This is a genomic window from Psychrobacillus psychrotolerans (genome assembly GCF_900115805.1).
In the GTDB taxonomy this organism is placed as follows: domain Bacteria; phylum Bacillota; class Bacilli; order Bacillales_A; family Planococcaceae; genus Psychrobacillus; species Psychrobacillus psychrotolerans.
Genome location: NZ_FOXU01000001.1, coordinates 618,540 through 643,453, shown reverse-complemented (window position 1 = coordinate 643,453; position 24,914 = coordinate 618,540). Strand labels below are relative to the sequence as shown.

At 35.9% G+C, this 24,914-nt stretch carries 22 protein-coding genes, 1 pseudogene and 2 riboswitches; of the genes and pseudogenes, 18 read left to right on the top strand and 5 right to left on the bottom strand.

From position 1 onward, the window contains the following. Positions 1-18: 18 nt before the first annotated feature. From BM260_RS03445 to BM260_RS03430, 4 genes are all read left to right on the top strand, one after another. A complete protein-coding gene (locus BM260_RS03445; protein ID WP_093535715.1) occupies positions 19-531 on the top strand; it encodes a DUF1850 domain-containing protein in 513 nt (170 codons plus the stop codon). Then, positions 521-2,533, top strand: a complete 2,013-nt coding sequence (locus tag BM260_RS03440) for a TRAP transporter permease (protein WP_093535013.1) — start codon at positions 521-523, stop codon at positions 2,531-2,533. The genes BM260_RS03445 and BM260_RS03440 overlap by 11 nt, the downstream gene beginning before the upstream one ends. Before the next feature lie 211 nt (positions 2,534-2,744). Next, complete coding sequence (locus BM260_RS03435; protein ID WP_093535011.1) at positions 2,745-4,214, top strand: protein adenylyltransferase SelO; 1,470 nt, start codon at positions 2,745-2,747, stop codon at positions 4,212-4,214. Positions 4,215-4,382: 168 nt separating this feature from the next. Next, complete coding sequence (locus BM260_RS03430; RefSeq protein ID WP_407691697.1) at positions 4,383-5,267, top strand: YitT family protein; 885 nt, start codon at positions 4,383-4,385, stop codon at positions 5,265-5,267. Positions 5,268-5,327: 60 nt separating this feature from the next. On the opposite strand, the gene BM260_RS03425 is transcribed toward BM260_RS03430, so the two are convergent. Beyond that, positions 5,328-5,552, bottom strand: coding sequence for a hypothetical protein (locus tag BM260_RS03425; protein WP_093535007.1), 225 nt, complete (start codon positions 5,550-5,552; stop codon positions 5,328-5,330). Positions 5,553-5,707: 155 nt separating this feature from the next. Here BM260_RS03425 and BM260_RS03420 point away from each other — a divergent pair, with 155 nt between their 5' ends. The 5 genes and pseudogenes from BM260_RS03420 to ribH all read left to right on the top strand — a co-directional run bounded on the left by BM260_RS03420 (position 5,708) and on the right by ribH (position 9,418). Continuing rightward, positions 5,708-6,463: an SDR family NAD(P)-dependent oxidoreductase gene (locus BM260_RS03420; RefSeq protein ID WP_093535005.1), complete on the top strand. Its 756-nt coding sequence runs from the start codon at positions 5,708-5,710 to the stop codon at positions 6,461-6,463. Positions 6,464-6,477: 14 nt separating this feature from the next. Continuing rightward, positions 6,478-6,921: a MarR family winged helix-turn-helix transcriptional regulator gene (locus tag BM260_RS03415; RefSeq protein ID WP_093535003.1), complete on the top strand. Its 444-nt coding sequence runs from the start codon at positions 6,478-6,480 to the stop codon at positions 6,919-6,921. Between the two features lie 151 nt (positions 6,922-7,072). Next, positions 7,073-7,204: riboswitch (FMN riboswitch) on the top strand. A gap of 202 nt (positions 7,205-7,406) precedes the next feature. Further along, positions 7,407-7,538, top strand: a riboswitch (FMN riboswitch). Between the two features lie 140 nt (positions 7,539-7,678). Next, positions 7,679-8,314: a riboflavin synthase gene (ribE, locus tag BM260_RS03410; protein WP_093535001.1), complete on the top strand. Its 636-nt coding sequence runs from the start codon at positions 7,679-7,681 to the stop codon at positions 8,312-8,314. Between the two features lie 12 nt (positions 8,315-8,326). After that, positions 8,327-8,914, top strand: a pseudogene (gene ribB, locus BM260_RS03405) (3,4-dihydroxy-2-butanone-4-phosphate synthase); the annotation flags it as partial. A gap of 36 nt (positions 8,915-8,950) precedes the next feature. After that, positions 8,951-9,418, top strand: coding sequence for a 6,7-dimethyl-8-ribityllumazine synthase (gene ribH, locus BM260_RS03400; protein WP_093534997.1), 468 nt, complete (start codon positions 8,951-8,953; stop codon positions 9,416-9,418). Between the two features lie 60 nt (positions 9,419-9,478). On the opposite strand, the gene BM260_RS03395 is transcribed toward ribH, so the two are convergent. Next, a complete protein-coding gene (locus BM260_RS03395; RefSeq protein ID WP_093534995.1) occupies positions 9,479-9,808 on the bottom strand; it encodes a DUF3889 domain-containing protein in 330 nt (109 codons plus the stop codon). 156 nt (positions 9,809-9,964) lie between these two features. Between BM260_RS03395 and BM260_RS03390 the strand changes: the two genes are divergently transcribed. After that, the gene (locus BM260_RS03390; RefSeq protein WP_093534993.1) at positions 9,965-10,750 is read left to right on the top strand and encodes an SDR family NAD(P)-dependent oxidoreductase; all 786 of its coding nucleotides are present in this window, start codon (positions 9,965-9,967) and stop codon (positions 10,748-10,750) included. Between the two features lie 58 nt (positions 10,751-10,808). Here BM260_RS03390 and BM260_RS03385 read toward each other — a convergent pair whose 3' ends face one another. Both BM260_RS03385 and BM260_RS03380 read right to left on the bottom strand, forming a co-directional pair. After that, complete coding sequence (locus BM260_RS03385) at positions 10,809-12,146, bottom strand: glycosyltransferase family 2 protein (protein WP_217646093.1); 1,338 nt, start codon at positions 12,144-12,146, stop codon at positions 10,809-10,811. 20 nt (positions 12,147-12,166) lie between these two features. Further along, positions 12,167-12,883 carry a glycoside hydrolase family 16 protein gene (locus BM260_RS03380; RefSeq protein WP_175496181.1) on the bottom strand — a complete coding sequence of 239 codons (717 nt, stop codon included), beginning with the start codon at positions 12,881-12,883 and terminating at the stop codon, positions 12,167-12,169. Positions 12,884-13,238: 355 nt separating this feature from the next. On the opposite strand from BM260_RS03380, the gene hpaB reads away from it, so the two are divergent. From hpaB to glgA, 7 genes are all read left to right on the top strand, one after another. Continuing rightward, positions 13,239-14,687, top strand: a complete 1,449-nt coding sequence (hpaB, locus tag BM260_RS03375; RefSeq protein WP_093534987.1) for a 4-hydroxyphenylacetate 3-monooxygenase, oxygenase component — start codon at positions 13,239-13,241, stop codon at positions 14,685-14,687. A gap of 198 nt (positions 14,688-14,885) precedes the next feature. Further along, on the top strand, positions 14,886-15,893 hold the full coding sequence (locus BM260_RS03370; RefSeq protein ID WP_093535713.1) for an LLM class flavin-dependent oxidoreductase: 1,008 nt from the start codon (positions 14,886-14,888) through the stop codon (positions 15,891-15,893). A 335-nt stretch (positions 15,894-16,228) separates the two neighbouring features. Continuing rightward, positions 16,229-17,257, top strand: coding sequence for a glycoside hydrolase family 15 protein (locus BM260_RS03365; protein WP_093534985.1), 1,029 nt, complete (start codon positions 16,229-16,231; stop codon positions 17,255-17,257). Positions 17,258-17,479: 222 nt separating this feature from the next. After that, positions 17,480-19,429, top strand: coding sequence for a 1,4-alpha-glucan branching protein GlgB (glgB, locus tag BM260_RS03360; protein ID WP_093534983.1), 1,950 nt, complete (start codon positions 17,480-17,482; stop codon positions 19,427-19,429). Continuing rightward, a complete protein-coding gene (locus BM260_RS03355) occupies positions 19,419-20,579 on the top strand; it encodes a glucose-1-phosphate adenylyltransferase (protein WP_093534981.1) in 1,161 nt (386 codons plus the stop codon). The genes glgB and BM260_RS03355 overlap by 11 nt, the downstream gene beginning before the upstream one ends. Positions 20,580-20,591: 12 nt before the next feature. Next, the gene (gene glgD, locus BM260_RS03350; protein ID WP_093534979.1) at positions 20,592-21,698 is read left to right on the top strand and encodes a glucose-1-phosphate adenylyltransferase subunit GlgD; all 1,107 of its coding nucleotides are present in this window, start codon (positions 20,592-20,594) and stop codon (positions 21,696-21,698) included. A gap of 17 nt (positions 21,699-21,715) precedes the next feature. Next, positions 21,716-23,152, top strand: a complete 1,437-nt coding sequence (gene glgA, locus BM260_RS03345) for a glycogen synthase GlgA (protein ID WP_093534977.1) — start codon at positions 21,716-21,718, stop codon at positions 23,150-23,152. 90 nt (positions 23,153-23,242) lie between these two features. On the opposite strand, the gene BM260_RS18365 is transcribed toward glgA, so the two are convergent. Then, positions 23,243-23,383 (bottom strand): hypothetical protein, encoded by a 141-nt coding sequence (locus tag BM260_RS18365; protein ID WP_175496180.1) that lies wholly within the window; start codon positions 23,381-23,383, stop codon positions 23,243-23,245. A gap of 166 nt (positions 23,384-23,549) precedes the next feature. Here BM260_RS18365 and BM260_RS03340 point away from each other — a divergent pair, with 166 nt between their 5' ends. Then, positions 23,550-24,809, top strand: a complete 1,260-nt coding sequence (locus tag BM260_RS03340; RefSeq protein ID WP_093534975.1) for a M48 family metallopeptidase — start codon at positions 23,550-23,552, stop codon at positions 24,807-24,809. The last annotated feature ends 105 nt before the right edge of the window (positions 24,810-24,914 follow it).

Here is a 24,914-nt window from a genome sequence, read left to right as displayed (position 1 = left end):
GTGAGGATTAATCACTTTATGAAAAAAATTTTTTGGCCATTTTTGATTATTTTCTTTTTAACTTTATTTTGTTTTATCCCTATTTTCTCAGCTTTTACTTTTACAGAAACTAGGACCGAGCACCCAAGTATTCATTTTATCCCATTAGAAAAAAAGGATCACTTTCAAATTATATTTACACATACTATTCACCTGACTGATGTGATAGAGAATTATAGAGTATTAGAATCAAATGAAATTAAATTGGCTTCTATGCAATATAGTGATGTGGCGATTGGCATGCCTGGTTATGCAGAGGAAGGCCAGACATTGAGATATGAAAATGGTGTTTACACGCTTAAATACGATAAAGCGGTATTAAAGGATTTTATTTTACATATTGGAGATGTGGACAATAAATTAGATTTTCATTACAACGAGAAAAGTTTCGATTTAAAAGAAGAGTTAGATCGAGGCAAGTCTTATGAATTTAAAATTAAAAAAATATCACTCTTTGAAAAAGTGAAAGGAGTCGAATTAAATGAAAGATAAGAACCAACAACCATTACAAGACGATCAGTTTGAAGAGCTATCTTTGGAAGAACAGCAAGAAATATTAGAAAAGTACGATCTAGAGTCGAACACTCGGACATTAGGTGGAGTGCTAAAATATATTATCTATTTTGGATTAATGGCATTCTCTTTATTTCAACTTTATACAGCCATATATGGTCAATTTCCCGCTCAAATACAACGAACAGTCCATTTAGGTTTCGGTCTAGTTTTTATCTTTTTACTTTTTCCAGCACGTAGAAAATTTTCGAAGACAAAAATACCATGGTATGATTTCATACTAACAGCTGGTGCTTTGTTAATTGGAACTTATTGGACGATAAATTATACTCGTTTAGTACAAAGTTTAGGTTCATTGGAGAGTATGGACTTCATTGTTGGATTACTAGCAGTATTGCTTGTATTAGAGGCTTCTAGAAGAGCGGTTGGTTTGCCTATTACTATAATTGCTGCAATCTTTTTAGTGTACGCATACCTAGGACCTTATTTCCCAGCATTTATGGCTCATAGGGGTCAAAGTGTCGATAATATTGTGAATTTAATGTTCTACACAACTGATGGTATTTTAGGAACACCTCTTGCTGTTTCATCTACTTATATTTTTGCCTTTTTGCTTTTCGGAGCATTTTTAGTGAAAACCGGAGTAGGACAATATTTTAATGATTTGTCTGTTGCAGTGGCTGGAAAGTTAGTTGGAGGTCCTGCAAAGGTTGCTATTTTTTCATCTGCTTTACAGGGTACTATTTCGGGAAGTTCGGTAGCAAATGTTGTTACTTCTGGTGCCTACACAATTCCAATGATGAAATCGCTTGGGTATAAGAAGGAGTTTGCTGGTGCAGTTGAAGCATCGTCTTCTACTGGTGGACAGTTGATGCCACCAATTATGGGTGCAGCCGCATTCTTAATGGTTGAATTTATAGGACGTGGAGTAACGTACTGGGATATTGCAAAAGCAGCGGCAATTCCAGCTCTATTATATTTTACAGGAATATGGATTATGACCCATTTTGAAGCGAAGCGTTTAGGTTTAAAAGGATTAACAGATGATCAAATGCCAGATCGGAAGGAAATCTTTAAAAAGATTTATTTAATTTTACCTATTTTCCTAATCATTATTTTAATGATGGTAGGCGTTCCTGTTATTCATTCAGCGTTATATGGGATTTTAGCTTGTATTGCAGTAGGGTTTATCAACAAAGATACTAAACTTGGTATCAAGGAAATTTTAGATGCTTTAGTGGATGGGGCAAGAACAGCTTTAGCGGTTGTTGCAGCTACTGCGTGTGCAGGAATTATCGTCGGAGTAGTAGTAAAAACTGGATTAGGCTTAAGTCTAGCTACAAGTTTGGTTAAATTAGCTGGTGGAAGTATCTTATTAACATTATTCTTTGTTATGATAGCTTCTCTAATTTTAGGGATGGGTGCACCAACTACAGCAAACTATGTAATTACATCTACAATTGCAGCACCAGCGATTATTACTTTGTTAGCGCCTGATGTTGCACAAAGTGCAGTTCCAATTGTTGTTCTATTATCTGCACATTTCTTTGTTTTCTATTTTGGAATAATAGCAGATATTACACCTCCTGTTGCACTCGCCGCCTTTGCCGCTTCAGGGATATCTGGTGGAGATCCTATAAAGACCGGTTTAGAGGCTTCGAAATTAGCAATTGCAGCCTTTATAATTCCATACATGGTGGTCTTTTCTCCAACATTGTTAATGATTGATACCACTTTGTGGGAAATTATCTGGGTCACATTTACTGCAATAATAGGGATGATTTCTATTGGCGCAGGAATGATAGGGTATTGGTATAGAAAGGTTAATTGGTTGGAAAGAATTTTGGCAGTAGGAGCAGGATTACTATTGATCTACCCAGAGAGCATGTCGGATATAATAGGGCTTGTATTATTTGGGGTACTATTTGCAATTCAATTATATACTCGGGAAAAGGAAGACACGAAAATTATAGCAGTATAAACATAAAAAATACGAACCATAATGGTTCGTATTTTTATGTTTTCTTCAAATCGAGAGATACTTGTTTAAATATTAGGGAATGCCTATTATAGGGCATTCTTTTTTAATAGGCAAAAGAGAGCCAAGGGAAGCGTATCTGTAGCGTGTAAGGGTATAATAATGAATAATAAGTAACTAGTATTGCTTTTTTAACTCAAGAAAGGAAGATTCGATGAAGGAAGAGAATTTAAATATAGGATGGAACTTGGAAAATACGTATACCGAACTTCCAGAATTACTGCATACAGCTATTAATGTAAATCCTGTTAGTAATCCTAAACTGGTTATATTAAACGATACGGTGGCAACATCTCTTGGGCTAAATTCGAAAGAGCTAGAAAGTACTCATGGTGTTGAGGTACTTGCTGGTAATAAGGTGATTGAGGGCGGTATACCTTTAGCTCAGGCTTATGCTGGTCATCAATTTGGAAATTTTACCATGTTAGGTGATGGAAGAGCACTGTTGCTTGGTGAACAAATAACTCCGTCGGGGGAGCTAGTAGACGTACAATTGAAAGGCTCTGGTAGAACACCATATTCTCGTGGGGGAGACGGACGAGCGGGCCTCGGGCCGATGTTACGTGAATATATTATTAGTGAATCGATGCATGCTCTAGGAATTCCAACAACCAGAAGCTTATCAGTAGTTACAACCGGAGAGAGTATTATGCGAGAAACTGTTCAACCGGGTGCAGTGATGACACGTATTGCTGCAAGTCATTTACGTGTAGGTACTTTTCAATTCGCTGCAAAATGGGGCACATTCGAAGATCTTAAAGCTTTAGCGGATTATGCAATAGAAAGACATTACCCAATTTTATTGGCTAATGAAAATCGCTATCTTGCATTCCTTAAAGAAGTGATTGAACGCCAAGCGGCATTGATAGCAAAATGGCAACTTGTCGGTTTTATACATGGAGTGATGAACACAGATAATATGACAATAAGCGGAGAGACAATCGATTATGGACCTTGTGCTTTTATGGATATATATAATCCGAAAACAGTATTTAGTTCCATTGATAGACAAGGTCGTTATGCTTATGAAAATCAGCCAAATATAGCCGCATGGAACTTAGCGAGATTGGCAGAAAGTTTATTGCCTCTTATTCACGAAGATCTGGATGAAGCTGTGCAGCAAGCGCAAGAAGCGATGGCGGCCTACCCTGTAACTTATGAAAATTATTTGTTAACAGGAATGGGGAATAAGCTAGGGATTTTTAATATAGAAAAAGAGGATATTTCCCTAATCGAAAACCTTCTTGAACTTATGGAAAAATACGAAGTAGATTATACAAATACATTCCGATTATTGACTCTTGATAAAGTGGAAGAAACTGAATTATTCGGTAAAAATGGATTTGAACAATGGTATGAAAAATGGAAAACTAGACTTGAAAATCAACAGGTGTCAGAAGAATTTATAAAGCAACTAATGCAGAAAAGTAATCCAGTAGTTATTCCGAGAAATCATCGAGTAGAAGAAGCGCTTGATGCAGCAGTGAATAATGAGGACTATAGTGTATTAAACAATTTGCTAAGTGTAATTTCACATCCTTATGATTACAAGGCAGACTATATGGATTATACTACTCTTCCTCCTGATACTTCAGGACCGTACAAAACGTTTTGCGGTACCTAATGCTAGGGAAAGAAAAGTCTGTGAACCTTAAAAGTTTACGGGCTTTTCTCACTTACAGGAGAGGATAAATATCAAAAACTGAAAAGTATTACGTTATGCAGATTTAATCTTGTAACTCAGTCTTTTTTTCTTTAAAATTAATAGTAATCATATTTGTTTAATCTTTTTATGAATAAGGGAGTTTTAGAAATTATGCAGAAAAATAAAGTAGCGGATAAAGTCCGTAGAATAATTTTAATCGTAATAGGAGCAGCTATAGCTGGTTATGCACTGGAAGCAGTGTTAATACCAAACTCAGTTATTGACGGCGGCGTAACAGGTGTTAGTATCATGGGAACATATTTGTTTAATATACCACTTGGACTTTTACTCTTTATATTAAATATTCCGTTTGTATATATTGGTTATAAACAAGTGGGGAAAACCTTCGCAATAATGAGTATTATTGGTATAGCATCCCTATCTATTTCAACAGTTTTAATGCATCAAATTGAGCCGATTCTGAGTGCAAAAGATCCACTATTAGTAGTAATATCTGGAGGGGTAATGCTAGGTATTGGTATTGGTGTGGTATTACGTAACGGTGGTGCACTTGATGGTGCAGAAGTTTTAGCGGTTCTAGTATCTCGAAAAGTACCATTTTCAGTAGGAGATATAATCTTATTTATTAATGCGTTTATTTTTCTAGGTGCTGGTTTTATATATGGTTTAGAAGGAGCACTCTATTCAGCTACTACTTATTACATAGCTAAAATAGTTATTGATGTTATTCAAGTTGGACTTGAAAGTTCCAAATCAGTTCGAATAGTTAGTAAAGAATCCGAGGAAATTGGGTCTGCCATACAGGATCGTTTAGGTCGTGGTGTAACGTACTCCAGTGGTCGCGGAGGTTTCTCCAATGAAACTATGGATATTGTCACATGTGTAATCACTCGCATGGAAGAAAACAAGTTAATAACAATTATTAAAGAATTGGATCCTGGTGCTTTTATTGTGATCACAGATGTGGCAGAAGTAAGAGGCGGTACGTTCAAAAAACGAGATATTCACTAAAATATAAATACCCGTTAGATGAGTATATACGCTCATTTAACGGGTATTATTGTTTTAAAGTTATTTTCGTTTCTTCTTCCCGAGATCTTTTACAGAAGTTTTGCTTTTATCTACCACTTTTTCAAATTCTACCTGAACCTGAATACCATTTTCTTCTGTTTCCTGTACATTAATTACTTTACCTTTTCTACCTTTGATTTTAAGATCATCATCGATGGAAGGGATATCTCTTAATACTTGAGTTAAAATAACCATATTTTTCTCCATAAAATGAACTGCAAACATTTCCATTTCCCCTTACTTTATAATTTAGAATCTATGTATTTTATGATTATTTAAAAGTTATAGAACTTTAAAATAGATAAACCATATTAGTTTATTGTTAAATTGTTTAGTGTTAAACTAAATTGGAAATCATTAGAGAAAAAGGAGTGTTAAAGATGAGTAAACTTCAAGATAAAGTTGTAATCATTACTGGTGGTGCTGGTGGAATTGGATTTGGGATGGCAAAAGCAATGGCTAAAGAAGGAGCAATCGTTGCAATTGTAGATGTGAATGAGGAGACAGGTAAAGCAAGTGAGAAATTGTTACAAGAAATTTCCCCAAGATCAATGTTTTTAAAAGCAGATCTTATGGATCGCGAAAACTTACCAAACATCATTAAAACAATAGTTGATAACTATGGTAAGTTGGATGTACTTGTAAATAATGCACATGCATCAAAACAATTAACGATTGAGAATATTACACAAGCGGATCTTGATCTATCATTTGGGACTGGATTCTATCCAACATTCTTTTTAATGCAGGCTGCACTGCCTTACTTAAAAGAAACAAAAGGAAATATTATTAACTTTGCTTCAGGGGCAGGATTGGCTGGTCATGAAACTCAAGGAGCATATGCTGCTGCTAAAGAAGCAATTCGTGGGATATCACGTGTAGCTGCAAACGAATGGGGTCGTTTTGGTATTAATGTGAATATTATCAGTCCAGTTGCTAACTCAGAGGGAGTACAAGCATGGGCAAAAGCTCAACCTGAATATTATGAAGCAGTACTAAGTAAAATACCGATGGGTCGTTTCGGTGAAGTAGAAGAGGATATTGGACGTGTAGCAGTATTTTTAGCTAGTGAGGATTCAAGATATATTACAGGTCAAACGATGATGGTTGATGGTGGATCCATCATGTTGCGTTAATAGAAGGATTTAGTATGGAGAAAACAAATTTATTTAAATTGATTCACGCAACTGAAATAATCTCAAACGAAAATATAGTTAAATTCTCTTCTAAATTTGAATTTCCAGTAGGAATATCTGCAATTTTGGTACTAGCTCAATTACGTGCAAATGGTCCGGTAATGCAAAGTGATTTAGCAGAGACCTTAGGGTATACAAAAGGAGCAATCACAAATATTTCTAGCAAGCTCGTGAAGTTCGAATTAGCGGAACGACTGTATAGTGAAGAAGATCGCCGGACGATCCATCTTCAGATTACAGAAAAAGGGCGATCTGCTTTAATGGAAGCACAAAAGATTGGCGAAGAAATATTTGTGGAGTTATTTGAAGAGTTGACTGTGGAAGAGTTAGATCAGTATTTATATATACAGCAAAAAATATTAAACAGTATGAAAAATAAAAGATTGTCATCATTATGAACTAATTATTTTTTTAGAGAAAAGTTGCTAAGACCCTCAACACAAGAGGTTCTTAGCTTTTTATGTTTTTCAAAATCCTTTTGTATCATGTAAAAGTACTCAACTCCTTGCAATTAAGATATGAAATTGTTATGCTAATAACAATTTTATAACATTCCTTCGGGGTCGGGTGAAATTCCCAATCGACAGTAAGAGAGAAATCTCAAAGCCTGTGAGCCGTAAAACGCATGATTTGGTGAGAATCCAAAGCCGACAGTTAAAGTCTGGATGGGAGAAGGAGAAAGTCGCCTATTTGGAGGTTTTTTAGTTATGCTAAAAAAGGAACAAAAGGCTTATTAAAGTATGACTTCTCTCGCATCCATAAATTTGGGTGCGTTTTTTAATGTCTAGCTATAGCGTTTGTCGGTGCCAACAAATCTGGGTAAGTCAGTTTGTTGGGACATGATCCCGCGAGCATAGGCACTTCTACTTTTTAAAATTGAATAACTATCCTTCGGGGTCGGGTGAAATTCCCAATCGACAGTAAGAGAGAAATCTCAAAGCCTGTGAGCCGTAAAACGCATGATTTGGTGGAAATCCAAAGCCGACAGTTATAGTCTGGATGGGAGAAGGAGTAGTTCAATGCTTTTTGAGAGAAAAACACAAAAGGCTTATTTGAATCTACCTAATTTCCCTCCGACACTTAAGTGTACGGAGGTTTTTGTTTGAAGTAGGCTTTAGATTCCATCTAAAAGTACTTACTAATAAGGAGGATACGATGTTTACAGGAATTGTTGAAGAGCTTGGCACCATTAAGAACGTACAAACATCTGCTAGCAGTATGCAACTTATTATCCGAGCAAAACGAATTTTAGAGGACATCAAATTAGGTGATAGTATTGCAGTGAATGGTGTCTGTTTAACAGTAATCGCATTTTCAAGATTTGAATTTACAGTGGACGTTATGCCAGAGACGTTTTATGCAACTACAACAAAATTATTAAATAGCAGTTCAGTTGTCAATTTAGAAAGAGCATTAGAGGCAAACGGTCGATTCGGTGGACATTTCGTTACAGGACATGTGGATGGTGTGGGTACCATATTGAAAAAGCGCCATGCAGCAAATGCAGTGTATATCGATATTATAGTATCAGAAGAAGCAAGTCACTTTTGTATTCCAAAGGGGTCTATAACGATTGATGGAACAAGTTTAACTATTTTTGATTTAAATAAGTCGACAGTAACAGTTTCATTAATTCCCCACACAAATAAGGAAACAGTTCTAGGCATGAAAAAAGCGGGTGAACTCGTTAATATCGAAGGTGACATGCTAGGGAAGTACGTGCATCAATTTAGTACAAAGAAAAATGAATCGACTATCACCCAGGACTTTTTACAGCAGAACGGTTTTTAAGGAGAAATTAGCATGCTAAATACGATAGAAGAAGCAATTACAGATTTAACACAAGGAAAGCTTATTATTTTAGTAGATGATGAAAACCGCGAAAATGAAGGGGATTTCCTTTGCTTAGCAGAATTTGCAACACCAGAAAACATCAATTTCATGGCGAAGTATGGTCGAGGATTGATTTGTATGCCTATTCATGAAGAAATCGCAGAGGTATTGCAATTACATCCGATGGTTTCTAATAATACAGATTCTCATCAAACTGCATTTACTGTGTCGATTGATCATGAAAACACTTCAACGGGCATAAGTGCATTTGATCGATCAGAGACGATGTTACAAGTCATTAAGCCACAAGCAAAGGCACAACAGTTTAAACGACCAGGACATGTCTTTCCGCTAATCGCAAAGCCAGGTGGTGTACTGGAAAGACGAGGTCATACGGAAGCTGCAGTTGACCTTGCCATGCTTTGTGCATCAGCTAAATCAGGTGTAATTTGCGAAATAATGAACGATGATGGTTCAATGGCACGCTTACCAGATTTACTGGAACTTGCCAAACAATATCAATTAAAGATTGTCACAATCGAAGAACTATCAAGGTATTTAATAAATATTAAAGCTAGCTAAGGAGAGAATAAGATGGTAAAAACAATCGAAGCAAATTTAATCGGAACAGATTTGAAAGTAGGTATTGTTGTCGGACGTTTTAATGATTTCATCAATGCAAAACTAGTTGACGGTGCAATAGATGGGTTAAAACGTCATGGTGTCGTTGAAGAAAGTATTGAAGTTGCTTGGGTTCCTGGTGTATTTGAAGTACCATTTATTGCAAAAAAAATGGCAGATTCCCAAAAATACGATGCAATCATTGGTCTTGGTACAGTAATCAGAGGTTCAACGACACACTATGATTATGTTTGCAACGAAGCAGCAAAAGGAATTGCACAAGTAGGTTTACAAACTGGAGTACCAGTTATTTTTGGTATCGTCACTACAGAATCTATAGAACAAGCTATTGAACGGGCAGGTACAAAGGTTGGAAACAAAGGATACGATGCAGCCGTCTCTGCAATTGAGATGGCAAATCTGTTAAAGGTCATGTCGTAATAAAATTGGCTTACTTAATATTTAGAAATGACTTAGAAACAATAGAAAAAGTATAAACAATTAATCCGAAACTTCATGGATTTGAACATGGATCAATTCATTAGTATCAGTAATATATTCAATTTTAACAGAGACTCCAAATTCTTTGTCACTGTCTTTTAACCTTAGACTGAACTTTTCAATGGTCGAATTTTCTTTCGGTTCACTTCCTTCATAAAGATAGTCAATTATACTTGCATGGGGAAATTTGGATTGAGTTTCTTTTACAGCAACTTGTCCCCATTTAGCATAGGCAGGGGTTTCCTGATGAGTAGGAGCGGTTGTAGGTATATATGTTGTTAATGTCTGCATAGAAGCTATAATGGTAAGTTCGATAATTAGTTTTTGCATAATTCATCACTTCTCCTTTCCTTTAGAATGTGTCATTCAAAAGAAATCATTCTATCGTTATTTTGATTCCTAATGAGGAGAGCAATAATTCTGACAAAATATAAAATTGTAATATAATGAAAGAAGAACATGATTTGAATTAGAGGGGGCAACATAATGGAATTAGGATTAGCTGGAAAAGTAGCAATCGTTACGGGCTCAAGTAAAGGGATAGGTTTACAAACAGCTTTACAATTAGTGCAAGAAGGAGCTAAGGTAACTCTTTGTGCTCGAGGAGAAGAACAATTAAAAGAGGCTGCGGCATTTATTAAAAGTGAAACAGGAGCACAAGTACTTATTGTTCCTGCGGATATTACCAAAGAAGAAGCATGCAAAGAAATTATTCAAAAAACAGTAGATCATTATGGACGTATTGATATTTTAGTTAATAATGCTGGTACTTCTTCTGCAAACCCTTTTGAATCAGTAGAAACAGATTTGTGGCAAACAGATTTAGATTTAAAATTATTTGGAGCTATACATACGTCAAAAGCTACAATACCCTATATGAGAAAAGTGGGTGGGGGAGCAATTGTAAACGTAACAGCAGTATTAGGAAAAACACCTCCTGCTAGTTCGCTGCCAACAACTGTTAGTCGAGCAGCTGGAATGGCATTGACTAAAGCGATGAGCAAAGATTTGGGAAAAGATAATATCCGAGTTAATACAGTATGTATTGGCCTTATTAGAAGCCATCAAATCGAATTGAAGTGGAAAAAAGAAGCTCCAGAACTTACTTGGGAAGAATATTCTAAAAATGTGGTTGGTCCAACGATTCCACTTCAGCGAATTGGTGAAACAGTAGAAGCAGCAAATGTCATTACTTTTTTAGTGTCAGATGCCGCGTCTTATGTAACGGGAACATCTGTTAATATTGATGGTGGATCTGGTGGGACGCTTTAAATAAAAAAGAACCCGAATGGAAACCCCTTTAGGGCCATTCGGGTTTAATGATGATAGGTCATCTTACAGCTTCTAATTCGGAGTAGATAACAGATCCGTTTCTTTGGAGTTTGTGCCAATTATGGCGATTACCGAAAATATAAAGGATGGATCCATAGAAGAAGAAAAAGGTATCCAGCAAGCGATAAGTTACAGATTCCCAAATAGTAAATAATATAATTTTTAACCACTGCTTAGAAGAAAAGGTATACCCAAAATGTCCAGCGCGTTGAACCGCTACTAATCTTAAAATGAATTCACTAGACCATGCAGTAATAAGCAATACAATGGTAAATGGAGATATATTCCCTAAATATAAGGTAATTGGTAATATAAAAATTGTGATTATCCCTAAAATGCTAAGTACAATGGATTCGAATAATAAAAAAAAGGAGAACCTTTTACTTAGTTTGGTAAAAAAATCTTTTTTATATAGATTAATACAATCTAGAAAACCTTTTTGCCAACGAACTCGCTGATGTAATAGAGATTTGAAATCTTCAGGTACTTCTGTATAGCAAACTGCCTCAGGAACAAATATCATCTTTTCACCGAGTTTCCGCTCATGAATAAATTTATGAAGTCTAAAAGTAATTTCCATATCCTCTCCTAGCGTATCTTTAAAACCTCCAATTTGTTGTAGGATAGATAGACGAAAAGCTCCGAATGCCCCAGATACCACTCCTAATACATTTAACTTTGCTTGTGTTACTTTCCGTACATAAAAAGAAGATAAATAACCAGATAATTGATACTTGATAATCCAATTTTTCCCGTAAAAATTATTACCTCTTCTATTTATTACTTGTCCCACTTGTACCATACCACCAGCAGCAATCACTTTTGGATCAGAGAATGATTCATTAATTCTAGTAAGACTATCACTTTCTAATATGGAGTCGGCATCAAGGGTAATTACAATTTCTCCAGTTGCAATGGAGATACCGGCATTAAGGGCAGCCGACTTACCACCGTTTAGTTGATCGATTACGTAAATTTGTGGGAAATTTTTACTTTGAAAGAGTCTAGAAAAATTTATGGATGAATTATCTAAGGTTATTTCTTTTTCTACTATTAATAGATCAAGTAGCTCATGTAAAACATTCATCGTATTATCGGTTGACCCATCATTTATAAATATAGCTTCTTTGTTATCGTAGTTTAACCTTTTCCAACTTTCTAGACATTGTAAGAGAACGAGCCCCTCATTAAATGCAGGGATTAACACAGTAATTTTTTTCTCTTTATTTGAAATGTAGGGTGCTTTTTTAACTTTTAAGGATCTATATATATATTTTAATTGTAATAAGAGATAAAGTACGAAGATTGCCGTAAATAAAAAAGACCAATAACTCAATTTGTTCCAACTTTCTAATATTAATTATTTTTTGAATAAATTCGGACGTAATCTACTTCCATATATGAGGGGAATTTCGTTTCTTTGTCTGGGTCCCCAACCCAAACCCCGCCGACTGTAACGTTCATTAATAAGTACATGCTTGTATGGGCAAAATTCTTGATCCTGAATCTTTCAATTTCATCGATCGAAAAAATTATTTCCTCTTTAGTCCAATCTAGCGTATATAAATGCCATTGACTTCCATTTATATTGGTAACTTGATATTCACGTTTACCTGGTCCTGAATGACCGACATGCCAAATTTCGTTAGGAAGTTGACCCAACATCTCCACTATATCGATTTCGGGAAAGGCAGCATGGTTTGTTGGTAGTAGCCAAATCGCAGGTAATAACCCTTGTCCCACTGGTAGTTTTGCACGTATCTCAAATTTTCCATAAAGCTGTTCGTGGAGTCCTTGAGTAGTTACTGCACCTGAACGGTAGGGATAACTTTGAAATGGTTTATTACCAACTTGTAATTTTAAAGTGCCTGAGGAGCTAGAAACTTGTTCCGGTAAATAATGATGCTTACGACCATGATCCTTATAACCTGAATTTAGTTTGTTCCATTTCTTACTCGACACTTCTAAATCATCAAACTCATCTTGAAATGTTAGAGTCCAACCTTGTTTTGCATAATAATCATATTTTGGTATGTCTTCCGTTGAGAAATCCTCTTTGGATACTTGTATCAATTGATTTTCAACAGAGTCTTGACTCGGGGGATTTGTATTTTGCTCGCTACAGCCATATAAACAAATAACAAATATAAGAATTAAGTATTTAATAGACCTCACTTCCTTCTTCTAGGTGAAGTATATTCATATATAAGGAAATTTATTCCACTAAACAATAATTTTTTTAGGATGAATTGCACAGTAAAAGAAGAAGAGGATAGATTTAAATAGGAAGTATGAGGATTTCCTTTTTTATAAGTGGAGACAGGCCAATTGATATTATCCTTTTATCTTTCAGAACTGATCCGTCACACCTCAGCTTCTGTAGAATAATATAGTGCTATGAACAACCTAATACAGTAGGGGTGAGCGTATGCCGGCTATAACGGGGAGACAGTATATTGAACGGATTGATCAGCTAAAAACGGATATTTGGATTGAGGGGAAACGTGTAACAGGTAACATTTCGGAGCATCCTGCGTTTAAAGGAATTATTAAGAGTCAGGCTGCATTATATGAACTTCAGCATCATCAAGACTTAAAGGATATTTTAACGTATCTATCTCCAACAACTAAAAATAGGGTTGGTATTTCATATTTACAGCCAAAGACGAAGGAAGATTTAGTAACAAGACGCACAATGATTCAGCAATGGGCTAGAAGTAACAACGGGTTAATGGGGAGAAGTCCAGATTATATGAACACAGTTTTAATGGCTCTAGCTTCATCTGTGCACCTTTTGCAGGATCAAAAAAACTGTTTCCCAGAAAACCTACAATCATTTTATGAATACGCAAGAGAAAAAGATATTTCTATGACTCATACATTTATAGAGCCACAAGTAAATCGGACTCAACTGTATATAGAACGTTCGAAAGAGCCAATTGCTGCAAAAATTGTAGATAAAAACGAGCATGGAATTATTATAAAAGGGGCTCGACTTCTTGCGACACAAGGTGGAATAACGGATGAGCTTTTAGTTATCTCTGCAAACGGGAAGGAAGAAGATGGAAATGGTTTCGCATTTTCAATACCTAGTAATACAACAGGGTTAAGGTTCATATGTAGAGAATCATTTGTTGGAGGTGATTCGTCTTTTAACTATCCATTAAGTTCAAGGTTTGAAGAAATGGATAGTATTGTTGTATTTGATAACGTATTAGTGCCTTGGGAACGTGTATTTTTTTATGATAATGTTCCTATCACCAATATTTTTATGAGATCGAATTCTTTCTTGCCTTTTACACTTCATCAAGTAGTATCTAGGCAAATTGTGAAAACCGAATTCATATTAGGAATAGTCCACTCTATTATTGAAACTATTAATATTGGGGAATACCAACATGTGCAAGAAAAAGTCTCTGAAATAATTATTGCGTTGGAAACGATGAAAGCACTAGTGATTAAATCAGAAGTAGAAGCCAAAATAGACAAAGGTGGATGGATGCAGCCAGATCGGTCGACATTACAAATTGCTATGAATGTATATCCTCGCGTATATCCACGTTTTACAGAAATTATTCAACTATTAGGTGCCAGTGGATTAATGTCTATTCCAACAGGAAATACTTTTCAATCACCTGTAGGAAATGAATTAAATCATTACTTACAATCTCATGAAAATACGGGTGAGGATCGTGTACAACTTTTCCGCTTAGCGTGGGATTTAACAATGAGTTCTTTTGGTACTCGGCAAACGTTATACGAACGTTTCTTCTTCGGTGATCCTGTTAGACTAGCTAGTCAGCTATACTTCTCCTATGACGCAGATGAATATATGCAACGAGTGAAAGATTTTCTCGATTTATCTAAGGAACATTAAGAGAAATGTAGTATTTAAATACGGTGACATAACAACCTATAATTGTATAGAGCCAACCCCATCCTTTTACTTAGATGGGGTTGTTGTATGTCTTCTATACAAATAGTTTATAAGTCTTATCAAGCAGATACCTTGAAGTAATAGTAACTTGATTCTATTATCTAATGGAGACGTTATATAATGAAGGGAAGTAAATATATGAATAAGAGACTTCAACCTGTTCCTGTATCAGTTTTGGATTTAGTGGCAGTAAAGGAAGGCCAAACAAACAAAGAGGCTTTTAAGGATATGGTTAGCCTAGCGCAACACGTAGAAAAGATCGGTTACAGTCGATACTGGCTAACAGAACATCATAATTCACCGAATGTTGTTAGTTCAGCAACTTCCATTCTAATCGGCCATGTGTTGGAAAATACCGAAACGATTAAAGTAGGATCAGGTGGAATTATGTTACCAAATCATGCACCTCTTGTAGTTGCAGAGCAGTTTGGGACACTGGAAAATATCTATCCAAATAGACTAGATTTAGGACTTGGTCGTGCACCTGGTACAGACATGCAAACAGCTCGTGCACTCCGCAGGACTACACAGGAAACTGCTTTTTCTTTTCCACAGGACGTGGTAGAATTGCAAAATTACTTTAAATCGCTAGATAACCAAGGAACTGTTCGCGCATTTCCGGGAGTCGGTGCCAATGTACCAATATATATTCTAGGTTCAAGTACTTCAAGTGCACAATTAGCTGCTCGTTTAGGACTACCGTATGCATTTGCTGCACATTTTGCTCCTCAGCAGTTGGAACATGCAATACAAATTTACCGAAATCAGTTTGTTCCTTCAGAGTATTTATCTGAACCTTATGTGATTGTTTGTGTAAATGTAATAGGAGCAGAAACTGATGAAGAAGCGAAACTACTTTCTACTACTAGTGATCGATTTTATTTAAATGTGGTGTCTGGTAAAAAGAGCTTATTACAGCCGCCAGTGGAAAGCTTGAATGGTGTGTGGAATCATTTAGAGGAAAATGCAGTACGTGCAATGTCGACTTATACTTTTAAAGGCAGTCGAAATACAATAACTGAGCAATTAAAACCATTCTTAGAAATATACCATGTAAATGAATTGATGGCTGTTACATATGTTTATGACCAGGAAGCTAGAAAACGTTCATATGAAATATTCAAGGAAGCCGTTGACCAACTTTAACAGCAAACGAAACATGACGAATCCCTAAAGGACCTCGTTATGTTTTTTTTATTATTTTATAAAGTTAACTAAATCCCAAATGCTGATTTACAAATTAAAATCTTGGGTAGTAGTAGCATTGGATACTAAACGCATAGTAGAATCTGAAATTTGTAACTAAGAAAATAAAGATTTTTAAAGACTAGGTACTGTTGCTTTTCCAATTAAAAAATTTTGCATAATATATAATTATTAAATGTTTTAATGAAAGCACTTTCGTCTTTGTTTAAATTGTCTAGAATAAAAGAAATTGGTTAACAATCACTGTATAGATATTATTAAAGGAGGTCTCGTATATGAAAGTCAACAATGCTATGGAAGTTTTAGATCGGATGCGTTTACCGAATGGAGCCTATACTGCCAGTGTTTCGCAAGACTACAATTATGTCTGGATACGTGATATTGTATACACAGTTTTGCCTTTTTTACAAAGCCAATCTGATCGGTATGAAAAAGCATATTATGCGTTATTTGATCTATTTAAAACCTATGAATGGAAAATAGACATCCATAGAGAACAAAAACCAGTCTACCTTTTTGAATATATCCACTCACGCTATTCTACAGATTTAGAGGAATTGAACCAAGAATGGGGTCACGCTCAAAATGATGCAATTGGAGCATTTTTATGGGGTGTGGGAGTAGGGGTGAGCCATGGTCATAAAGTTATTCGTGATGAGAAAGATATCGCTATTGTTCAGAAGCTGGTCGATTATTTAGAGTGTCTTCAATACTGGCAGGCAAAGGATAATGGTATGTGGGAAGAGAATATGGAACTTCATGCCTCAAGTGTAGGAGCTTGTGTTGCTGGATTACGTTCTGTGAAAATGTTAGTAAACGTAAAGGATGAACTAATTCAAAAAGGTGAAGAGACGTTGCGTTTTCTTTTACCTAGAGAAAGTGAAACGAAAGAAACAGATTTATCCCTGCTTTCAATAATCTATCCATATCGTATAGTTGAAAGGAAAACTGCTCTTAAAATAGTTGAAATGGTTTCTGAAAAACTTGAACGCACACATGGCTGTATTCGTTATCACAATGATCAGTATTATAACGAAGGCAGCGAAGCAGAATGGTGCTTTGGACTACCTTGGCTCGGACTATGTTATTTGGAGCTAGGTATGTATGACAAAGCTTTCGAATATATTAGTAAAACAGAGCGAATTATCCCAGAAAATTGGGAAGTTCCTGAGTTATATATTGGTGGTAAAAATGTTCCAAATGGTAACACTCCACTTGCTTGGTCTGTCTCACTTTCCTACTTATTTTTAAATCGTATGATTGATGCATCTTCTACCCCAAAAGGGAGGACAGCTAATAGCTAATCTCTGGTCAATGCACTTTAGTGTATTATCGTTATTAATATTTACAGAACAAAATATATTAGTAAAAGTCCTTCAGTGCATGGAGGATTTTTTATTTTGTCGAAATTTATATATTATTGGAAATAGTGAAATATTAAAAGGTGTTTAAAGATTAATGGCGAATAATTTAGGGGAGAACTGGTATTTGAATGAAAAGAATCATAGATTGAAAGAGGTGTTTAAATGGTAGAGATTATGAAGTTGGATCACCGGCGACTCCCAAGTGATTTTGATGTATACCTTTTTCATGAAGGAACATTGTATGAAAGCTATAAGATGCTTGGAGCTCATCTAATTGAAGAGAACGAAGTGCAAGGAGTTCGTTTTGCAGTTTGGGCACCGAATGCTAAAAAGGTATCGGTTGTAGGTAATTTTAACAATTGGATTGGTACAATGCATCGATTGGAACGTTTGGATCAATCTGGAATCTGGGTGCTATTTGTTCCCGACTTAGCACAAGGAGATATTTATAAGTATGAGGTTACAGGTCCAGACGGACAAAAAGTATTAAAAGCAGATCCTTATGCTTTTTATACGCAGCTTCGACCAGAAACAGCTTCTATTATCTACAATTTAAATGCATTTGAATGGTCAGATCAGAAATGGATGACTCAGCGAGTAAAGAAAGATATGTATCATAAACCGATGGCTATTTATGAAGTTCATTTGGCTTCCTGGAAACAAAAAGAAGATGGTGAGTTTTATAGTTATCAAGAATTTGCTGACGAACTAATTGAGTATGCAATCGATAATGGATTTACCCATATTGAGTTAATGCCTGTTATGGAGCATCCTTACGATGGTTCATGGGGTTACCAAATTACTGGTTATTATTCAGCGACTAGCAGATATGGGACGCCTGAGCAATTAATGTATTTTATAGATCAATGCCATCAACAAGGGCTTGGTGTGATTCTTGATTGGGTGCCAGCGCATTTTTGTAAGGATATCCATGGACTTGGAAGATTTGATGGGACGCCTCTGTTCGAATCAGCAGATCCCATGCGAGCAGAGAGACCTATCTGGGGAACATATAGCTTTGACTATAGTAAACCCGAAGTCGTCAGCTTTCTCATTTCAAACGCCATATTTTGGATGGATGTCTATCATGTAGATGGATTTCGGATTGATGCAGTTTCATCCATGATTTATTTAAATCATGATAATCCTCTTCCTGTAGAGTTGAAGAATCAGTATGGTGGAGGAGAGAATCTCGAAGCAATTGAATTTCTAAAAAAGCTAAATGAAATCATTTTCCGGAGATTTCCTGGCGCACTTATGATGGCGGAGGAAGCTACGGAATGGCCACTTGTAACAAGTCCTACAAGTCTAGGGGGTCTTGGGTTTAACTACAAATGGAATATGGGCTGGTCTAATGATGTACTCAAATATATGAAGCTGGATGTGAATGAACGACCGAAGCATCATCACTTATTAACCTTTTCCTTTTTATATGCATTTTCGGAAAACTTTGTTCTTCCATTTTCGCATGATGAAATGGTTCACGGCAAAAAGTCATTACTAAATAAAATGCCCGGGGATTACTGGCAAAAATTTGCGAACTTACGCCTTTTATTTGGCTATTTGTTTACGCATCCCGGCAAAAAGCTTTTATTTATGGGTAGTGAATTTGGTCAATTTGACGAATGGAAATATCAGCAGGAGATGGATTGGATGCTGTTAGATTTTGACGCTCACTCTAGTTTTTTTAATTACTATAAAGAGTTAAATAAATTTTATCAAAAAACCACTTCCCTTTGGCGGCTGGATCATGAGCAAGCCGGATTTCAGTGGATCGATGCAGACAATACGGAACAAAGTGTGATTACGTTTATGAGAAAAGGAAAACGTAAGGGTGATTACTGCATTATAGTTTGTAATTTTTCAACCGAGGTTTACCACAATTATCAAATAGGAGTTCCTACTAAAGGTAATTATTATGAAGCATTTAGTAGTGATGCTGCATCATTTGGTGGTTCGGGACAGTTGAATTCTACTATTAGGAGCACTAATCCATTTCCTCGTAACAATCAACCTTATAGCCTAGAAATAACTGTACCACCATTAGGAATGGCGATATTCATGAAAGAAACAAAAACTAGAAAAAGGGGAGACCATCTAAATGGCATCTAAAAAGTGGATTGCAATGCTTTTAGCAGGAGGTCAAGGTTCGAGGCTCGGGGAATTGACGAGTGACTTAGCTAAACCCGCAGTACCATTTGGAGGGAAATACCGAATTATCGATTTTACGTTAAGTAACTGTACACATTCGGGTATCGATACCGTCGGCATACTTACTCAATATCGGCCGCATATTTTAAATTCATATATTGGAAACGGACGGCCATGGGATCTGGACCGTAATAACGGTGGGGTTTCTATGCTTCCACCTTATCAAGGGAAAGATGGCGGTGAATGGTATAAAGGTACGGCTAATGCTGTGTACCAAAATTTTCACTTTATCGATCATAATGATCCGGAATATGTACTTGTAATTTCGGGGGATCATATTTATAAGATGGATTATAATAAAATGCTTGAAGATCATATGGAAAATGATGCACATGCGACCATTGCTGTCATAGAGGTACCTTGGGCAGAAGCAAATCGCTTTGGTATTATGAATACCAACGAAACTGATCAAATTATACAATTCGATGAAAAACCACAAAATCCAAAAAGTAACCTAGCCTCCATGGGTGTATATATATTTAATTGGAACCATCTTAAACAATATTTAACAGAAGACGAAGAGGATATTAGCTCTTCTAATGACTTTGGAAAAGATATTATACCAAAAATGCTGAAGAATGAAGCAAAACTACAAGCGTACCGATTTAAAGACTACTGGAAAGATGTCGGGACGATTGAAAGCTTGTGGGAGGCACATATGGATCTATTGGAAGAACCATCAAATTTTAAGTTAGGAGATCCAAACTGGCAAATTTACGCAGGAAACGCTAACCACCCTCCACAATATATATCAGAAGATGCGAATGTAACCCAATCCTTAGTGAATGAAGGCTGTTTAGTATTTGGGAATGTCGACCATTCTGTTCTGTCATATAATGTTCAAGTTGGAAGTGGCTCAAATGTAAAGAATTCGGTTATTATGCCAAATGTAAAAATTGGAAATAATGTAATAATAGAAAAAGCAATAATCGGTAGCGGTACAGTTATAGAAGATGGGGCAATAATCTCTGACACGAAAAAAGGACTTATATTAATAGGAGAAAATCAACAAATATCTTCGGAAAGTGCTTTGCTGCAAGCTTTATATTAGGAGGTATTTTTAATGAGGAATGTCTTAGGTGTTATTAATCTTGTAAATGAAAGACCTATATTAAAAGAATTGACCCATCACCGTTGTTTAGCTTCCTTACCTTTTGGTGGACGCTACCGAATGATTGACTTTACAATGTCCAACTTTATGAACGTCTCGATAAGTAAAGTTGCTATTTTCACCAAAGATAAATATCGGTCATTGATGGATCATCTTGGCTCCGGAAAGGAATGGGATTTGGATCACCGCTCACAAGGTCTATTTATACTTCCGTCCATTCATCCAGATGAAAAGATTAAAGGCGACTTACAACAGTTCTATGATCATTTAGAATTTTTTCAACGAGCAACTGCAGATACTGTAATTATTGCACCCGGTCACCATATTTGTAAAATTGACTTTAATGATGTGTTAAAAAAACATGAAAGCAATAAAGCAGATATTACGGTTCTGTATAAGGATTATGATGGGGGGGCAGTTAAAAGGCCCATTTATCATCAGTGTTCACTGGACACAGACGGTGCAGTTCGTGATATAAACTTTTTTACAGCACCGAAGAAAGGTGACCATATATGTTTAGAAACATATGTGATTAAGAAACAACTTTTAATAGATTTAATAAAGAATTGCATAGAATACGATGAATATGATTTTTTAAAAGATATTGTGAAAGCTAACTTGATAAATCTTAAAGTGCAAGGGTATCAATACACAGGTTATATGCCATTTATTCACTCCCTAGAAACATACCATGCTAGTAATATGGAGTTTCTTAACCCAGAAATTCTTCGACACTTTTTCTATGATTCATGGGAAGTTTTCACCAAGATCAAACACGAAGCTCCTGCCGAATTTACGAATTCCTCCAAGGTATCTAACTCATTAATCGCCAATGGATGTATTATCGAAGGCACTGTGGAAAATAGTATTATTTTTCGTGGAGTAAAGGTTAAAAAGGGAGCGGTGGTGAAAAATAGTATCATTATGCAAAAAGGGGATATTGAAGAGGGAGCACGTATAGAAAACGTAATTACGGATAAACAAGTAATTATCACTAAAAATCAGAAAATCACAGCGATAAATAAGCCGGTTGTTATCAAAAAAGAAGTAGTAGTTTAAACGGGAGGTCCACTTACATGAATGTGTTATTTGCAGCCTCAGAGTGCGCTCCATTTATAAAGACAGGGGGGTTAGGCGATGTGATTGGTGCTTTACCCCATTCTTTAAAAGAACAGGGCGTCAATGTTAGCATAATATTGCCTAAATACGATGATCTCCCATTACAGTTTAAAGAACAAATGCAATGGATTAAAAGTATTGAAGTACCTGTAGGATGGAGACGTCAATTTTGTGGTATAGAGAAAATTCACTATCAGGGAATAACCGTATATTTTCTGGATAACGAATACTATTTTAAAAGACATGGTAGCTATGGATTTAGAGATGATGGTGAACGGTTTGCATTCTTCTCTCGGGCTGTACTAGAAGCTATACCTTTTTTAGAAGAGCGCCCGAATATAATACATTGCCATGACTGGCAAACAGGATTGATACCTGTCCAATTGAAAGCCAATTATAACAACAACCCATACTATCAGGGATTAAAAACTGTATTTACCATTCACAATTTACGCTACCAAGGGGTATATCCTAAATCAGTTCTGTCTGATTTATTGGATCTTGACGACCAATATTACCGTATAGATGCCTTAGAGTTTTATGGGAGTATTAGTTATCTCAAGGGAGGACTAGCTTTTGCAGACTGCCTAACGACTGTAAGTCCAACCTATGCATCTGAAATACAGTCTTCCTACTATGGAGAAAAACTGGACGGGTTTTTACGTAAAAGAGGTGATAATCTGCAAGGAATCATAAATGGAATAGACAATGACTGCTATAATCCTAAAAGTGATGGAAGTTTATTGCTTCCATTCGATGATTCTAAGGGAAAGGCAGCAAATAAAAAACATTTACAGGAAACACTCGGCCTACCTATCCAAGCTAATACTCCGATCATATCAATGGTTACTAGATTAGTTGACCAGAAAGGGATAGATTTGATTTTACATGTCTTTCATGAAATCATCGGTTTGGATGTTCAGTTTGTTTTACTAGGCACTGGAGATCATCAGTATGAAGAATCGTTCAGATATTTTGAAGACATTTATCCTGATAGGGTGTCAGCTAATCTGTTTTTTGACGAATCATTGGCTCGACAAATTTATGCTGGTTCAGATATATTTCTAATGCCATCCCAATTTGAGCCATGCGGAATAGGGCAATTACTCGCCTTTCGATACGGAACCTTGCCGCTCGTCCGTGAAACAGGTGGGCTGAAGGATACAGTAATTCCTTACAATGAAATAACTGAAGAAGGAACTGGATTCAGCTTTGCTAATTATAATGCCCATGAATTGTTACATACAATTGAACGTGCAGTAGGCCTATTTCGCTTCCAACCTACAAAGTGGAACAACCTGATAGAACGCGCAATGGGTTTGGATTTTAGCTGGTCAGCGTCTTCTCTACAATATATAAAATTGTATGAGGAACTCCTAAAATCGGATAAATAAAAACAGAAAGGATGACGCAGACTCAAAAGTTGCGTCATCTTTAGTCTGCACTTAAAAGTCAAGTGAGCCTAGAACACCAATTAATGATTTTTATCTGTTCTTTTGGTTATTTTGTTTTTCATTTTTACTTTTGGCTTCGTTTGAAGATAATTCTCCTGAAAATTCTTCTCGATTATCGCTTCGTGAATTTGGTTCTTTTTTCTTAAAGTTTGGTTTGCTTTTGTTTGACAAAGTTAAGTCACCTCCTAGAGTTTAATGTGCTCCGTATAGTTGGAGTTATTCAAAATGATAAGTTCTTTAATTTTAAGGTGAAAAACGTATTGGTTCGTTGAAGTTCTATATTTCATTTTTTCTGCTTACACTTAATGTAAGTAAGTGTGAATGGAGATGAATGGTCTTGGTAAAAAAATACGGAATTTCCGCTCTTTTGTTATTTGGAGTATATATATTAGTGATGTATGTATATATTTTTCATAGCAATAGTGGAGGTATACCTGAATCCTTGCAGGGGACAGTCGCAGATCCGCATACTTTTATGTCGGAGCAAGAAGTATACCTGAGTGAGGAATATTCAAAAATAAAGAATTTCCTCTTTTTTGTCGCGACTCCTTTTGAGTGGCTAGTTTACATTTTCATATTAGCTTCTGGCCTTTCTCAAGCGTTTGAAAACTCGCTACTCATTAAAGTAAAATGGGGAATTATTAAAAAAGCAGTATATTTATTCTTGTTGTCCTTGTTTATATTCATCGTGTTATTTCCATTGGACTATTATAGGTATTATTTAAGTAAAAACTACGGAATCAGCAACCAAAATTTTTCTTCTTGGATGCGAGATATTCTCATCGATTTTTGGGTCAACTATGGTATGACTGTTGTGATTGTAACGGTTTTGTATTGGCTTATCTATAAAAACACAAAGAAATGGTGGATAAATGCTTGCCTCTTAATGATACCGTTCTCTATATTCATGATGTTCATTCAACCAGTAGTAATCGATCCATTATATAATGATTTCTATCCGTTAACGGATAAAGGATTAGAAACAAAAATTCTCACATTAGCTGAGCAAGCAAATATTCCTGCCAACCATGTATATGAAGTGAATATGGCAGAAAAGACAAATGCTCTGAACGCTTATGTAACGGGAATCGGGAGTAATTCAAGAATCGTATTATGGGATACGACATTAAATCAGCTAACAGAGGGTGAAATTCTTTTCGTAATGGCACATGAAATGGGCCATTATGTAGAGAAACATATTTATATTGGAATAGTAGTGTACACTTTCACGACCATTTTAGGATTATGGTTAATAGCAAAACTAATGCCTTGGATTATCGCTCGTTTCGGAAGTCGCTTAAAAATAAAACAGATACACGCTATTCATTCGTTTCCACTGTTTTTACTAATTACATCCGTTCTATCATTCGCTTCAAGTCCGTTAACAAATTACATTTCCAGGTATGAAGAAACAAGAGCTGATGATTACGCAATCGAGTTAGTGGCAGAACCAAGTGCTGCTGTGAGCACTTTTCAAAAACTAACCATAGCTGGATTAAATGAAGTGAATCCTCCACTCCTAGTAAAATGGTTTCGATATTCTCATCCAACAATGCTTGAAAGAATTAATAAAGTAGTCGATGATACCAGTGAATAAGAAGAAAGAAAAAAAAGACTTGCCCATTACGGTGCAAGTCTTTTGGTAGTTCATACAACTAAAGAAATTAATATTAAACTTCATTTATTATGGCTAATTTTATCA